The 13,649-nt window shown below is 53.3% G+C and carries 12 protein-coding genes; 7 read left to right on the top strand and 5 right to left on the bottom strand.

Translation table 11 applies throughout. The features are described from left to right. Positions 1–470 precede the first annotated feature (470 nt). Both ACRDCA_RS18380 and ACRDCA_RS18375 read left to right on the top strand, forming a co-directional pair. Positions 471–1,031 carry a 3'-5' exonuclease gene (locus ACRDCA_RS18380; protein ID WP_438690819.1) on the top strand — a complete coding sequence of 187 codons (561 nt, stop codon included), beginning with the start codon at positions 471–473 and terminating at the stop codon, positions 1,029–1,031. 122 nt (positions 1,032–1,153) lie between these two features. After that, a complete protein-coding gene (locus tag ACRDCA_RS18375; RefSeq protein WP_438690818.1) occupies positions 1,154–2,347 on the top strand; it encodes a multidrug effflux MFS transporter in 1,194 nt (397 codons plus the stop codon). Positions 2,348–2,349: 2 nt separating this feature from the next. On the opposite strand, the gene dadX is transcribed toward ACRDCA_RS18375, so the two are convergent. Both dadX and ACRDCA_RS18365 read right to left on the bottom strand, forming a co-directional pair. Then, entirely contained in the window at positions 2,350–3,426 is a 1,077-nt protein-coding gene (dadX, locus tag ACRDCA_RS18370) for a catabolic alanine racemase DadX (protein WP_438690817.1), read from the bottom strand. Positions 3,427–3,449: 23 nt separating this feature from the next. Further along, the gene (locus ACRDCA_RS18365; RefSeq protein WP_438690816.1) at positions 3,450–4,754 is read right to left on the bottom strand and encodes a D-amino acid dehydrogenase; all 1,305 of its coding nucleotides are present in this window, start codon (positions 4,752–4,754) and stop codon (positions 3,450–3,452) included. A 526-nt stretch (positions 4,755–5,280) separates the two neighbouring features. On the opposite strand from ACRDCA_RS18365, the gene ACRDCA_RS18360 reads away from it, so the two are divergent. Next, positions 5,281–6,816, top strand: a complete 1,536-nt coding sequence (locus ACRDCA_RS18360; protein ID WP_025121035.1) for a SpoVR family protein — start codon at positions 5,281–5,283, stop codon at positions 6,814–6,816. A gap of 58 nt (positions 6,817–6,874) precedes the next feature. Here ACRDCA_RS18360 and fadR read toward each other — a convergent pair whose 3' ends face one another. After that, positions 6,875–7,594 carry a fatty acid metabolism transcriptional regulator FadR gene (gene fadR / locus ACRDCA_RS18355; RefSeq protein WP_438690815.1) on the bottom strand — a complete coding sequence of 240 codons (720 nt, stop codon included), beginning with the start codon at positions 7,592–7,594 and terminating at the stop codon, positions 6,875–6,877. Between the two features lie 243 nt (positions 7,595–7,837). Between fadR and nhaB the strand changes: the two genes are divergently transcribed. The 4 genes from nhaB (at position 7,838) to ACRDCA_RS18335 (ending at position 12,117) form a co-directional block, all read left to right on the top strand. Further along, positions 7,838–9,412 (top strand): sodium/proton antiporter NhaB, encoded by a 1,575-nt coding sequence (gene nhaB / locus ACRDCA_RS18350; RefSeq protein ID WP_438690814.1) that lies wholly within the window; start codon positions 7,838–7,840, stop codon positions 9,410–9,412. Between the two features lie 122 nt (positions 9,413–9,534). Beyond that, positions 9,535–10,065 carry a disulfide bond formation protein DsbB gene (gene dsbB, locus ACRDCA_RS18345; protein ID WP_438690813.1) on the top strand — a complete coding sequence of 177 codons (531 nt, stop codon included), beginning with the start codon at positions 9,535–9,537 and terminating at the stop codon, positions 10,063–10,065. Between the two features lie 596 nt (positions 10,066–10,661). Next, a complete protein-coding gene (locus ACRDCA_RS18340; RefSeq protein WP_438690812.1) occupies positions 10,662–11,561 on the top strand; it encodes a Kdo hydroxylase family protein in 900 nt (299 codons plus the stop codon). Positions 11,562–11,679: 118 nt separating this feature from the next. Continuing rightward, entirely contained in the window at positions 11,680–12,117 is a 438-nt protein-coding gene (locus ACRDCA_RS18335; protein ID WP_438690811.1) for a universal stress protein, read from the top strand. Between the two features lie 211 nt (positions 12,118–12,328). On the opposite strand, the gene ACRDCA_RS18330 is transcribed toward ACRDCA_RS18335, so the two are convergent. Together ACRDCA_RS18330 and ACRDCA_RS18325 are read right to left on the bottom strand one after the other, a co-directional pair. Further along, positions 12,329–12,775 (bottom strand): YcgN family cysteine cluster protein, encoded by a 447-nt coding sequence (locus tag ACRDCA_RS18330; protein WP_021181179.1) that lies wholly within the window; start codon positions 12,773–12,775, stop codon positions 12,329–12,331. A gap of 211 nt (positions 12,776–12,986) precedes the next feature. Beyond that, positions 12,987–13,643: a fumarylacetoacetate hydrolase family protein gene (locus ACRDCA_RS18325; RefSeq protein ID WP_438690810.1), complete on the bottom strand. Its 657-nt coding sequence runs from the start codon at positions 13,641–13,643 to the stop codon at positions 12,987–12,989. Positions 13,644–13,649 lie beyond the last annotated feature (6 nt).

Below are 13,649 nucleotides of genomic sequence, written 5' to 3'. Positions count from 1 at the left end.
TGGCCGGTTTGGCGTACTGAGGTTACGGTGCTCTGATGTTGTTAGATAATAAATACTAATAACAATGATAATTATTATCTTTATCGTCAATGGATTCAAGTGGCAAAAAGCCGCTGTCTGGCGGGTTTATACGCCCTGATTCCCGGTAAACATTGCAGGTATTACACGCTTTGCGATGGGGTGCTTACTTCTGGATGTGAGGCTCAGAGATATCCACCATGCGGCAGATTTTACTTAAGTTGTAGGCGTTCTCGCAGATTTTATCGGTAACGTAAACGCCAAAGTAGCCTAATATCAGCAAGTAGCCGATCATACATAGAATAAAAATAAGTGTTCTCAACGCAAGCTACCAACTCAGGCAATATGACCAGCAACATCATACCGCGAACAAACCATTTTCGCCTATTTCAAACTGGCCGGATATTCTGCCAGACTGTATTGACTGCCCGCTTTTCACCCCGGAGAAACCCATGAACCATTTGATGTTAGATATTGAAACGTTGGATATTGCCCCCAGCGCGGTGATCCTGGTTGTGGCTGGCGTATTCTTTAACCCCAAAACCGGTGAGTTGGGAGCTGAGTTTGAAGCCGCGGTAAACAGCCAACAGGAACAACCTGGCCGCACCATCAGCCTGGATACCGTTGCCTGGTGGACAAAACAGTCCGACGAGGCCCGCAAACTGGCCTTTGGGGGCAGCGAGAGCCTCAAGCGGGTGCTGAGCAACCTGAGCCGTTTTATTCATATGCACAGTACCGATACGGTGAAAGTCTGGGGCAACGGTAAAGAGTTTGACTGCTCGATCCTGGAGCATGCCTACCGCCAGTTGGCCATGCCTTGCCCCTGGAAGTTCTGGGATACCCAGGACGCCCGCACGATCATTACGCTAGCGGAACTGAACGGCTTCAATCCCAAGAAACTGCGTCCATTTGAAGGTACGCCACACCGGGCGCTGGATGATGCCAAACATCAGGCTCGCTACGTTGCCGATACCATTTCGGCACTTTATTACCGTCAGCCCTCGACAAAATAAGCGCGTCAGGCAAAAAGCGGCGCAAACGGTTTCTTGCCTGTCATCAAGATGTTATCTCTTCCCATTTGCGGCCAGGATCTCTACTCTAGCTCTCTTTGTCATTCGGATGTGCCATTTTTGTTATGCAAAAATTTCTATTTCTCCTGCTTAGCCTGGTGCTGCTCGGCCCGCTAGGTATCGATCTCTATCTGCCCACCATTCCTGCGATTGCCCTGGGCCTCAACAGCAGTGAAGCCTTGATCCAATCCACCATTTCGCTGTTTATTCTGGTGTTGGGGCTTGGCCAGGTGATCGCTGGCCCGCTGGTGGACAACTATGGCCGTAAGCCGGTGGCCATCGCCGGGATCCTGATTTATATGGTCGGTGCTGCCATGGCTGCGCTGGCGACCACGGCAGATATCTTTGTCGCTTCACGCCTGATGCAAGGCGTTGCCGTTTGTTGTACCGCCGTCGTCGCCTTCAGCGGCGTGCGCGATCGCATGAATGGCGACGATGCTGCTCGTGCTTTTGGTTTCCTCAACGGCACGCTGAATATCATTCCTGCTCTGGCTCCGCTGCTTGGCGGCCTGCTGGCAGAAGCCTTCGGCTGGCGCGCGCCATTCTGGTTCCTGGTCGGTTACGCCGTCGTGGTGTTATTGCTGGTCATTTTCTACCTGCCAGAAACCCGCCCCGCCAGCACCGTGGCCGTCAAAGGGCTACCGGTACGGCAATATCTGCGTATTCTTGGCAACCGCCGCTTTATGTCCTTTGCGGTGGTTAATGCGGGGGCGATGGGGATGGCGCTGACCTACGTCTCATTGGCACCTAACGTGCTGATGGGCACCGCCGGGCTATCACCGCTACAGTTCTCTTTGGTCTTCGGAGCCAATGGCTTCTGGATCATGTTGGTCAGCTTTGTGGCCAACCGCATTATTCACAAGATTGGCCGCCCCTTCTGTCTGGCGACTGGCGGCATACTGATGGGATTAGGCTGCCTCGCTTTAGCGTTGGGTGTAGCGCTGTTGAGTGAGTCGGCACAGAGCCATTGGCTGGCGTATATCCTGCCCGTGGCCTGCGCCTGCGCCGGATTGGCTTTTGTCATGGGGCCGTCAACCAGCTATGCGTTGGAGCCTTATTCTAACGAAGCGGGTGTGGCTTCGGCACTGGTAGGTTTTATTCAGATGGCCGGGGGTGCCGCACTGGGCTTGATCGCCATGGCGTTACCGTTACAGCCGAAACTGTCACTGGCGTTGGTGATGCTGACAGGTTGCCTGCTGGCGCTACACGCACGGCAGCGCAGCAAGCAAATCAAAGGGCAGTTGAAAAAGATCGGCTGAGGCTACTGCTCAATACTCATCGGCACCCGTGCCGCCAAGGCCGTCAGCAGTTCGTAACCCAAGGTTCCGGCTGCGGCGGCCACATCGTCAACCGGCAGTTCCCTTCCCCACAGTTCTACGTCCGTGCCAATTGTTGCCTGCGGGCATGGCGTCAGATCCACCGTCATCATATCCATGGAAACCGAACCCACCGTATGCGTCAGAACGCCGTCCACCCAAACCGGGGTGCCAGTAGGCGCATGGCGGGGATAACCATCTGCATAGCCGCAGGCCACGACGCCGATACGCTGTGCCCCGTTGGCGGTATAGCGCCAGCCATATCCCACACGATCGCCAGATTGTAACTGTTGGAGGCCAATGATCTTGCTGCTCAGCGTCATGACCGGTTGCAGCCCCGTGTCGGCTATATCCTGCCAGTTGCCACTTGGCGAGGCGCCATAGAGGATAATCCCCGGTCTTACCCAATCCCCCTGAGTCTGCGGGTGCCACAAGGTGGCCGCCGAGTTGGCCAGGCTACGCGGCAAATCAATCGCGGCCGTAGCGCGTTCAATCACGGCCATCTGTTCCGTTACGCCTTCAGCACCGTCGGCGGTGGCGAAGTGGCTCATCAAGGTTATCGAGCCAATATTACGCAGCTCCTTGGCGGTTAACCACGCACTGTGCAACCGCTCTGGTGCAAATCCCAGGCGATTCATCCCGCTGTTCAATTTAAGATAGATATCCAGCGGTGCCTGTAAACGGGCATCAGCAATGGCTTGTAATTGCCAGTCACTGTTCACCGCGGTGGTTAAACGATAGCGATCGATCAACATCAGGTCTGCGGGTTGGAAAAACCCCTCCAGCAGCAGGATCGGCCCCTGCCAACCAGACTCACGCAGTAACACCGCCTCGCCCAGATCGAGCAAGGCAAAACCATCGCTATTCTCGGCCATACGGCGCCAGACATGCTGTAAACCGTGGCCATAAGCGTTGGCCTTGACCACGGCCCAGACTTTAGACGCAGGGGCAAAACGACGTACTACCTGCAAGTTATTGGTTAATGCCGCCAAGTGCAGCTTGGCGGTAATCGGGCGAGGCATGGGCTCTCCTGTCACATTGGGTTTCAGCGTGCCGGGTGCACGTCGTTCAAGGGAACCGCAGGCATCTGCCGAAAGTCGGCACGGTAACGCGCCACTGCCAGATCGTCTGAAGCAATAGCCGGGGTGACCCCAGAAATCAAGTCGGCAAGCAACTGGCCGGAGCCGCAGGCCATCGTCCAACCCAAGGTGCCATGGCCGGTATTTAAATAGAGATTTTTTAACGATGTCCGTCCCACGATCGGCGTGCCATCCGGCGTCATTGGGCGTAGGCCTGTCCAGAAGGTGGCTTCTTCAACTCGCCCACCGTTCGGATACAGATCGCGCACCACCATTTCCAACGTTGCACGGCGCTTCTGCTCCAACTGGGTATTGAAGCCGACAATCTCCGCCATGCCACCCACGCGAATACGCTTATCGAAACGAGTAATGGCAATCTTGTACGTTTCGTCCAGCACGGTGGAGAACGGTGCGGCCGCCTCATCGGCGATCGGGATGGTTAACGAATAGCCTTTCAACGGATAAACCGGAATGGTAACCAGATCGCGCAGTAGCGCGGTCGAATAGGCGCCAAACGCCACCACATAGCTGTCGGCAGTGATGATTTCGCCATCACACTGCACGCCGGTAATGTTATCCCCGGCCACCAGCAAGCGCTCAACGTTGCGGTTAAACAGGAATTTGACTCCGGCCTGTTCCGCCAGCTTGGCCAACTGCTGGGTGAACAGTTGGCAGTCACCGGTTTCATCATTCGGCAGCTGTAAACCACCGGTAAGCTTGTGGGCCACCTGCGCCAACGCGGGCTCAACCGTCGCTAATTGGCTGGCTTCCAGCAGTTTGTAAGGCACCCCGGCATCTTCCAGTACGGCAATATCCTTGGCTGCACTGTCAAACTGTTGCTGAGTGCGAAACAGTTGTAATGTGCCACCCTGGCGGCCTTCGTACTGAATACCGGTTTCCTGGCGCAGCGCCTTGATGCAGTCACGGCTGTATTCCGCCAGACGCACCATGCGGCCTTTATTGGTCATATAGTGGGCGGTGTCGCAGTTTTTCAGCATCTGCCACATCCAGCGCAGCTGGAAACTGCTGCCATCGAGGCGAACTGCCAACGGTGCATGACGCTGGAACATCCATTTAATCGCCTTCAACGGTACCCCAGGTGCTGCCCAAGGCGCCGCATAACCCGGGGAGATCTGCCCCGCATTGGCCGCGCTGGTTTCCAAGGCCGGCCCGGGTTGACGGTCGATCACCGTGACCTCATGGCCCGCTTTTGCCAAATACCAGGCACTGGCAACCCCTACCACTCCGCTACCTAAAATAACCACTCTCATCGCTGACTCCAGCCCAAGGATCGATAAAGCACAATCTACCAATAACAGGAAATTAACTCAGTGGAAAAAACTACTCAACAACTCAATCATTAATCGTGACAATATTCACAATTATTTTATCGTTGATGCACTCGGCATTGGCAATAGCAGTCAAAAAATGACGATAAGATACTGTTAAAGGGCATTTTGACGAAAAAACAGCCTGCCATGGAGCCAATAACATCAGCAAAAATCTCCAGCATCAGACGCGATAACAACCCATCACCAATGGAACATTAATCTGTTTAATTAAAAATTTTAGGCTAATAATTCCATCAACCTCGATTGTGCATCAGTTTCCTCTACCGAACGGGGAAAATGCCTGATTGAATGCCACCGCCGGCCTGAAAACCGGTTAGAGCAAGGCCAAAGCGCGTAGCGTTCAATGCACGGCCCGGATGATTTCAAACGATTTATTACGACTTGGACTATCATTGTTACAGGGTCTGCCAAAAGAGCCGACGCCGTTCATAATGAGGGTGCGCTGATGACTACTTCGACACATAAAAAGGTTAAGGAAGATAAACGTCTGAGCGATGGACCGGACTGGACATTCGACCTGTTGCAGGTGTATCTGGAGCAGATCGACCGGGTGGCCAAGCATTACCGGCTCGACACCTACCCGCATCAGATCGAGGTCATTACCTCCGAGCAGATGATGGATGCCTATTCCAGCGTCGGGATGCCGATTAACTATACCCACTGGTCATTTGGCAAGAAGTTCATCGAAACCGAGCAGCGCTACAAGCATGGCCAACAGGGTTTGGCCTATGAGATCGTGATTAACTCCAACCCGTGCATTGCCTATCTGATGGAAGAAAATACCATCACCATGCAGGCGCTGGTGATGGCTCATGCCTGCTATGGGCATAACTCGTTTTTCAAGAATAACTATCTGTTCCGCAGTTGGACCGATGCCAGTTCAATCGTCGATTATCTGCTGTTTGCCCGCCATTACATTAGCGAGTGCGAAGAGCGCTATGGCGTGGAAGAAGTCGAAAAGCTGCTGGACTCCTGCCATGCGCTGATGAATTACGGGGTCGATCGCTACAAACGGCCGCAAAAAATCTCGCTGGTGGAAGAGAAAGCGCGTCAGAAGAGCCGTGAGGAGTATCTGCAAAGCCAGGTCAACTCGCTGTGGAAAACCCTGCCGCGAGTCGATCGCGAAGCCCTGCCAGAACAGGCCGTGCGATTCCCACGGGAGCCGCAGGAAAACATTCTCTACTTTATGGAGAAAAACGCCCCACTGCTGGAATCCTGGCAGCGTGAAGTGCTGCGCATTGTGCGTAAAGTAAGCCAGTATTTCTACCCGCAAAAGCAGACCCAGGTAATGAACGAAGGCTGGGCCACCTTCTGGCACTACAGCATCCTTAACCACCTGTATGACGAAGGGCGCGTGACGGATCGCTTTATGCTTGAGTTCCTGCACAGCCACACCAACGTGGTCTACCAACCCCCGTATAACAGCCAATATTACAACGGTATCAACCCCTACGCGCTTGGCTTTGCCATGTTCCAGGACATCAAGCGGATCTGCCAGTCACCGACCGAAGAAGATCGCTACTGGTTCCCGGATATCGCAGGTAAAGACTGGCTGGATACGCTGCACTTTGCCATGCGTGACTTCAAGGATGAGAGCTTTATCAGCCAGTTCCTGTCACCGAAGGTGATGCGTGACTTCCGGCTGTTTACCGTGCTGGATGACGATCGCAACAATTACCTGGAGATTTCGGCGATCCACAACGAAGCGGGCTATCGGGCGATACGTCAGGAGCTGTCGGCTCAGTACAACCTGAGCAACCACGAGCCTAATATTCAGATCTGGAATGTGGATCTGCGTGGTGACCGCTCATTGACGCTGCGCTACATTCCACAAGACCGGGCACCGCTGGATAAAAGCCGTAGAGAGGTAATGAAGCACCTGCATCGTCTGTGGGGGTTCGACATTATTCTGGAGCAGCAAAACGAGGATGGCAGCGTAGAGTTGCTGGACCGCTGCCCACCAAGACCCAACGCGTTATAAAGCGACAATGTGACAAAGGGGCGCATAGAGCGCCCCTTCAACTAGCTGAGTTCACGGATTAACGGCGCGCTTCGGTCAGATCGCTTGGCATTGTGCCCTGCATGCTCTGCCAAATGGCCCCGCTTTCTTTACCGTAGTTACGAACGCAATCCATCACCTGATCGTACATCTTTTCATGGCACAGGCTTGACAGTTTGCTGTAGAAATTCAGTGCCAGTTTGCGCGCTTCCGGGTTGGAGAAGTAGTAGCGGCCAACGCGGGTATACAGCCCTTTCAGGCCATTGAAGATCAGGCCATAAATCGGGTTGCCCGAGGCAAAGGCCAGGCCACGGAAAATTTCATAGTCGAGGTGGTTGAAGGCATCGGCCTGATCGTCAACCAGCGCCGCTTTCGCCAACACTTCCTGTGCCTGTTCCGGGTGGTTACGAACCGCCGCACGAATGAAGATCGAGGCAATATTGGTACGCACCGACAATAGATTATCAATCAGTTGTGGCACGCTGTTGTGATCGAGCCGGGCCAGCGTTTCCAGGATATTAAGACCGGAGGTTTCCCAAAAATTATTTACCTTGGTCGGTTTGCCGTGCTGAATGGTCAGCCAGCCATCACGAGCCAATCGTTGTAGAACCTCACGTAAGGTGGTGCGCGTAACGCCAATCAGTTCTGAAAGCTCACGTTCCGCGGGCAAAATAGAGCCGGGAGGGAAGCGGTTATTCCAAATACTTTCAATGATATACTCTTCCGCGAAACCGGCAGGACTCTGCGCCTTTATAACCATGTTTTTGATGTTCCGTTACGACGATAATCAGTAATTGTAATCAGCTGATCATACCAGATCGCCGGAGCATCACATAGCATGAGCAAAAAACAATAAACGAAAGTGTGCATAAACCGGCAAAAAGGGGAAAAAATCTGCTTCGCCGAAATTTCAGTCTATTAGGACGCCGTTATTTGCATCAAGCCCACTGCCGTTGTTAGGGTAAGGCGCGTCAACTCACTTTAAGGTTTCGCCAAAACAGGCATGGATATGACAATACGCTCGGCATTGATAAAGAACTTTCTCGGGACGTCTCCCGACTGGTACAAACTGGCCATCATCAGTTTTCTGGTGATCAACCCCTTGGTATTTTTCCTGGTCAGCCCTTTTGTGGCGGGCTGGTTACTGGTTATCGAGTTTATCTTTACGCTGGCAATGGCACTGAAGTGCTACCCGTTACAACCTGGCGGGCTACTGGCGATTGAGGCAGTGCTGATCGGCATGACCAGTCCCGCACACGTCAGTGCCGAAATTGCCAGCAATCTCGAGGTGCTGCTGCTGTTGGTGTTTATGGTGGCAGGTATCTACTTTATGAAACAGCTGCTGCTGTTTGTGTTTACCAAACTGCTGCTGAACATCCGTTCAAAGATGCTGTTGTCGCTATCCTTCTGCGTTGCTGCGGCACTGCTTTCTGCCTTCCTGGATGCCCTGACGGTGGTGGCGGTGGTGATCAGCGTCGGCACTGGTTTCTACTCGATCTACCACAACGTCGCCTCAAATCAGACAGGCGATATCAATGATGACAGCCACCTGGAAAGTAGCGACCATAAACAGACGCTGGAACAGTTTCGCGGCTTTCTGCGCAGCCTGTTGATGCATGCTGGCATCGGTACGGCTCTCGGTGGCGTAATGACCATGGTAGGCGAACCGCAGAATCTGATCATCGCCAAAAGCGCCGGATGGGGCTTTAGCGAGTTTTTCCTGCGCATGACGCCCGTCACGCTGCCGGTATTCGTTTGCGGTTTGCTGGTTTGCCTGCTGGTAGAGCGTTTTGCGCTATTTGGCTACGGTACCAAACTGCCGGAACAGGTCCGTAGCGTGCTGAAAGAGTTCGATCGCCAGGCCACGGCCAAACGCAGCCAGCAGGAAAAGATGAAACTGGTGGTGCAGGCGTTAATCGGCCTCTGGTTGGTGATCGCACTGGCCTTTCACCTGGCGGAAGTGGGCTTGATTGGCCTATCAGTGATCATTTTGGCAACTTCGCTATGTGGCGTAACCGATGAGCACGCCATTGGCAAAGCCTTCCAGGAAGCCCTGCCCTTTACCGCACTGCTGACCGTGTTCTTTACCGTTGTGGCGGTGATTATTGAGCAGCAGCTGTTTTCTCCGGTGATCCACTACGTGTTACAAGCACCACCGGCCTCCCAGCTTTCCCTGTTTTACCTGTTCAACGGCCTGCTTTCTTCTGTTTCTGACAACGTCTTTGTCGGGACGGTTTACATCAACGAAGCGCGTGCGGCACTGGCTGACGGGGCTATTTCACTGCAACAGTTCGAACTGTTGGCGGTCGCGATTAACACCGGCACCAATCTGCCTTCGGTAGCCACCCCCAACGGGCAGGCCGCCTTCCTGTTCCTGTTGACCTCTGCCCTGGCGCCGTTGGTACGCCTGTCTTATGGCCGCATGGTCTGGATGGCGTTGCCATATACGCTGGTGTTGACCCTGGTTGGCCTGCTGTGCGTGCAGCATACCCTGGCACCGGTAACGGACCTGTTGACCCAATGGCAGTGGTTAACACCGCTACCACTTGACGCGGTGGCCCCAATCGCTGCACATTAAGCCCCAAGATCGTCCCCGTAAGCGATGATATTTTTCACGGAATCGTCTTTAGGTAGCTGGCAGCGGGGATGAATTGGTTTACACTGCCGGTTCAATTGCTTACTGCATGGAAGAATATAGATATGTTGCAATTCTTTAACCGCTGCTCGCAGGGGCGCGGTGCTTGGCTGTTGATGGCTCTGACTGCATTGGTACTGGAGTTGGCGGCCCTCTATTTTCAGCACGTGATGCTGCTGCAGCCGTGCGTAATGTGTATCTACGAACGCGTCGCGCTGTTCGGGATTTTGGGAGCGTCGCTGCTCGGGGCGTTGGCACCGAAGTCGCCGTTGCGCTATGTAGCGATCCTGTTGTGGATCTACAGCGCCTGGGAAGGCCTGCAGTTAGCCTGGAAACACACGATGATCCAGCTGCATCCATCGCCGTTTAATACCTGTGATTTCTTTGTCAGCTTCCCTTCCTGGTTACCGCTCGACAAATGGATGCCTGCGGTATTCCACGCTTCGGGTGATTGTTCGGTACGTCAGTGGCAGTTTCTGTCATTGGAAATGCCGCAGTGGCTGGTAGGGATCTTCGCTGCCTATCTGCTGATCGGGATTGTGGTTCTGCTGAGCCAATTTGTCCGCCAGCGTAAACGCGATCTGTTTGGCCGCTAACGGTAAACATCGCAAAAACGGCGCCTGAGGGCGCCGTTTTTTATTGCATGGAGTAGGTTATCGCTATCACATATGGGTAAAATAATACACCAACACGATCAGTACTCCGGCCACGGCAAACAGGCGCACCATCTTCATCAGCTAATTCTCATCACAGGGCGGAGGTGCCGACAAACTACCTAACATTTTGTTTAAAAAGAAGCGGTCACCCTGCGTTTATGGCGTAATTTACATAACATTAAGCTTCGTTGCGTCCCTCATCGTTTTATCGCCTCATCTTTGCCACCCCCTATCTCTCCCAAGCAGAGAGATATTGGCTACACTTGAATCGCAGATGGGTCGTTATTCATTCACCACATTAATTGCTAGAGGGGGATCCGAATACAATGATGACGCTTATAAGCCACTCCCCGCACCCGCCCTGATTTAATTACCCGCTCGTTTAGCTTTGGTTTAACCTGACCACTCGGTTAGCGCGTGAATTCGGCTATGCTCTGCTGGATAAAACGCCGTACCTGTATCAGGCTCGCCGGCGTTAACCTACCGAGCAGTAGCAACCAATAAGATCGACAGGGTATTTTGAGCAGGGGATCACTATGTCAGCAAATAAAAGCAATCTGCAATCGGCTATCATGACGCTACCCTATTTGGACTGGAATGCTACTCCATCTGCCACTTTAGATGCCGTGACCGAGTTGGAAAGTGGCAAGGTACTCTATTTCCCTCATCTGGCCTTTCATCTGACCGATGAGGAAAGAGCCTTACTCACTCCAGAGTTGGTCGACCCCAAACGCAAAAATATCAGCTACCAGCCGGAACAGCAGAAGCTGACGGGGGTTGCCATCGAGGCCAAACGTGAAGCGGTGCATAAATTACTGGCTCGGCACCATCAAGCCTGCCGGCATTTAATCAATACCGTCCTGCCCGAATACCGACACGCGGTCCAAATGCCCACCAACAGCCTGCGACTGCACCCGATCGCTGCATGGACAGCCGCAACCTCATGGCGCAAGGATGACAGTCGCCTGCATGTCGATGCATTCCCTTCGCGGCCCAACTATGGCCAACGCATTTTACGTATTTTCACCAATATCAACCCTCATGGTGAAAGCCGCCTGTGGCGCGTTGGCGAGCCGTTCCCCGAATTGGCGCAACGTTTTCTGCCTCGTCTGAAGCGTTACTCACCCTTTGCCAGTTGGCTGCAAGATAAAATTGGCATCACCAAAACGCGCCGTAGCCACTACGACCATTTGATGCTGCAAATGCACGATGCGATGAAAGCAGATAAAACCTACCAGGAAAACGGGCCGCAGCAGGCCGTCGAATTCCCTCCTGGAAGTAGTTGGATCTGTTTCTCCGATCAAACGCCGCATGCCGCCATGGCCGGGCAATTCATGTTGGAGCAGACTTTTATTTTGCCGGTGAGCGCCATGAAAACACCGCAGACTGCGCCACTGAAAGTGCTGGAAGGATTATTACATCAACCATTGATCTAGATGCCGATATCCCTATGGGGTTGCCACAACTTCGATCTGTGTCACCCCAAAATGCTGGAGGATGTAGTATATTGATCGCGCAGTAGTTATGCACATCACCGACTGCTTAGGAGGCTGTATGTACAAGACTATATTAGCGCCCATTGATTTGGCTGAAATCGAGTTAACACAAAAAGTCATTCCCCCGATTAATTCACTGGCAAAAATCGACTACCCACAGATCCATTTTCTCGCCGTACTCTCTCCCATGCTGTCTTATTATGAATATGGGCTGTCACACCCTGAGCGGCTACTACCCAGCGATGACGAACGGATACAGATCGCGCTGGCGGAGTTAAAGAAAGTCGTAATGGCGTTTGATATCCCAGAAGGTCGGGTGCACTGTTCGGTAGAAATTGGCGCACCGAGAGATCGGATATTGAATTTTGCCGAAGAGATCAACGCCGATCTGATCGTTGTCGGCTCCCGCAGGCCAAATATCACCACCTTCTTACTTGGCACAACGGCATCATCGGTTGTCAGGTATGCCAAAACGTCGGTCTTGGTGGTGCGGTAATGGGTAAATAGCGGCTAGTAATACTTAGCTGTAGGTAATCGTGCTACAGGAGGGAGTCACGCAGAACGCCGACACGCCGTAAACCCGCCCCTGGGGGCTCGCAATCGCGCATCCCTGCGCTCAACGGTCGGCTAACCTGCATGACTCCCTCCTGCCTCAGCCGAAGGTGTTGCGGTATTAAGCGAAGTATTTGGCTACAGTTGCCAGTTAATTACCTGGCCCAGCTCGGTTTGTTAAGTATGTGGTCTTGCCAATCCACGACTTCGCTTTCACGCACCGCGATATGGCGCACGGTGATACGCTCGCCGTGCATAGCTGCTTTTGATCCGCTGACTAGCGGGTGCCAGTCGAACAATGGTTTACCTTCACCGATCAACCGATAGGCGCAGGTTGGCGGCAGCCAGTCGAACGTGGTGAGGTTTTCGCGCGTCAGCTTGATGCAGTCTTCTTCCAGCTCGAAGCGGCGCTCATAGTTGCGGCACTGACAGGATTTGATATTGAGCTGATCGCAGGCCACGTTGGTGAAGTAAATCTCATCGGTATCTTCATCGATCAGCTTGTTCAGACAGCATTGCCCACATCCGTCGCACAGCGATTCCCACTCTGCCTCAGACATTTCGTCCAGCGTTTTCTGTTGCCAAAAAGGGAGTTGTGACATATCGACTTCCGAAAATAGGTAAATGAACAAACCACCTGCAAGCAGGTTCAAGGGGGCACACTATATAGACACTCGGCGCAAAAGGAAATGTTTGCCCGGCGGCTCAGCCTGCCGCAACGACATCCAAGATGATAGGATCAGTGTAAGCCAGTGAAGCGGTTTCTGCCTGCAACCCCCTTGAGGGCCTGTCAGGCAGAAAGATAGCGCGGCGTTAAATCACGCGGGTACTGAGGGATTTACCGTTAAGCGAGATTTTCAGCATATCGCCGGAAACCATTGGCCCAACCCCTTGAGGGGTACCGGTAAGAATGATGTCGCCAGCACGCAGCGTGAAGAAACGGCTCATATAGGCGATCAGCGGCAAAATGGGGTTAATCATATCGCGGGTATTGCCCTGCTGACGCAGTTCGTCATTGATTGACAACGACAGCTCGGTATTTTGCGGATCGCCAAATTCAGCCACCGGGATAAAACCGGAGATCGGACAAGAACCATCAAACCCCTTGGCTTTCTCCCAAGGTTGACCCGCCTTCTTGAACCCGGCCTGCAGATCGCGCAAGGTCAGATCCAACGCCACGCCGTACCCGGCAATGGCACGGGCCACGCGGTCTTCATTGGCCTGTTTTAATGGGGTACCAATCAGCACCGCCAGCTCGACTTCATGATGAATCGACCCCAGCCCCTTGGGGATCGCTACCGGTTGCCGAATATCACACAACGCCGTCTCAGGTTTGATAAACAACACCGGTTCAGAAGGGGTTGAACTCCCCATTTCCTTGATGTGATCGCTGTAGTTGCTGCCTACACAAACCACTTTGCTTACCGGGAAATCAAGCAACGCACCTTGCCAGTCTCTATGTTGATACATACCGCC

The sequence above is a fragment of the Serratia sp. (in: enterobacteria) genome, from assembly GCF_051654945.1.
Taxonomy (GTDB): Bacteria; Pseudomonadota; Gammaproteobacteria; order Enterobacterales; family Enterobacteriaceae; genus Chania.
This window is presented reverse-complemented; position numbering and strand designations above follow the sequence as displayed.

What these genes read in the sequence shown, in the direction of transcription:
- ACRDCA_RS18335 (WP_438690811.1), top strand. Translation starts at nt 11,680, where the DNA reads ATGTACAAGACTATATTAGCGCCCATTGATTTGGCTGAAATCGAGTTA.
- ACRDCA_RS18360 (WP_025121035.1), top strand. Translation starts at nt 5,281, where the DNA reads ATGACTACTTCGACACATAAAAAGGTTAAGGAAGATAAACGTCTGAGC.
- ACRDCA_RS18365 (WP_438690816.1), bottom strand. Translation starts at nt 4,754, where the DNA reads ATGAGAGTGGTTATTTTAGGTAGCGGAGTGGTAGGGGTTGCCAGTGCC.
- nhaB (WP_438690814.1), top strand. Translation starts at nt 7,838, where the DNA reads ATGGATATGACAATACGCTCGGCATTGATAAAGAACTTTCTCGGGACG.
- ACRDCA_RS18375 (WP_438690818.1), top strand. Translation starts at nt 1,154, where the DNA reads ATGCAAAAATTTCTATTTCTCCTGCTTAGCCTGGTGCTGCTCGGCCCG.
- ACRDCA_RS18380 (WP_438690819.1), top strand. Translation starts at nt 471, where the DNA reads ATGAACCATTTGATGTTAGATATTGAAACGTTGGATATTGCCCCCAGC.
- fadR (WP_438690815.1), bottom strand. Translation starts at nt 7,594, where the DNA reads ATGGTTATAAAGGCGCAGAGTCCTGCCGGTTTCGCGGAAGAGTATATC.
- ACRDCA_RS18340 (WP_438690812.1), top strand. Translation starts at nt 10,662, where the DNA reads ATGTCAGCAAATAAAAGCAATCTGCAATCGGCTATCATGACGCTACCC.
- ACRDCA_RS18330 (WP_021181179.1), bottom strand. Translation starts at nt 12,775, where the DNA reads ATGTCACAACTCCCTTTTTGGCAACAGAAAACGCTGGACGAAATGTCT.
- ACRDCA_RS18325 (WP_438690810.1), bottom strand. Translation starts at nt 13,643, where the DNA reads ATGTATCAACATAGAGACTGGCAAGGTGCGTTGCTTGATTTCCCGGTA.
- dadX (WP_438690817.1), bottom strand. Translation starts at nt 3,426, where the DNA reads ATGCCTCGCCCGATTACCGCCAAGCTGCACTTGGCGGCATTAACCAAT.
- dsbB (WP_438690813.1), top strand. Translation starts at nt 9,535, where the DNA reads ATGTTGCAATTCTTTAACCGCTGCTCGCAGGGGCGCGGTGCTTGGCTG.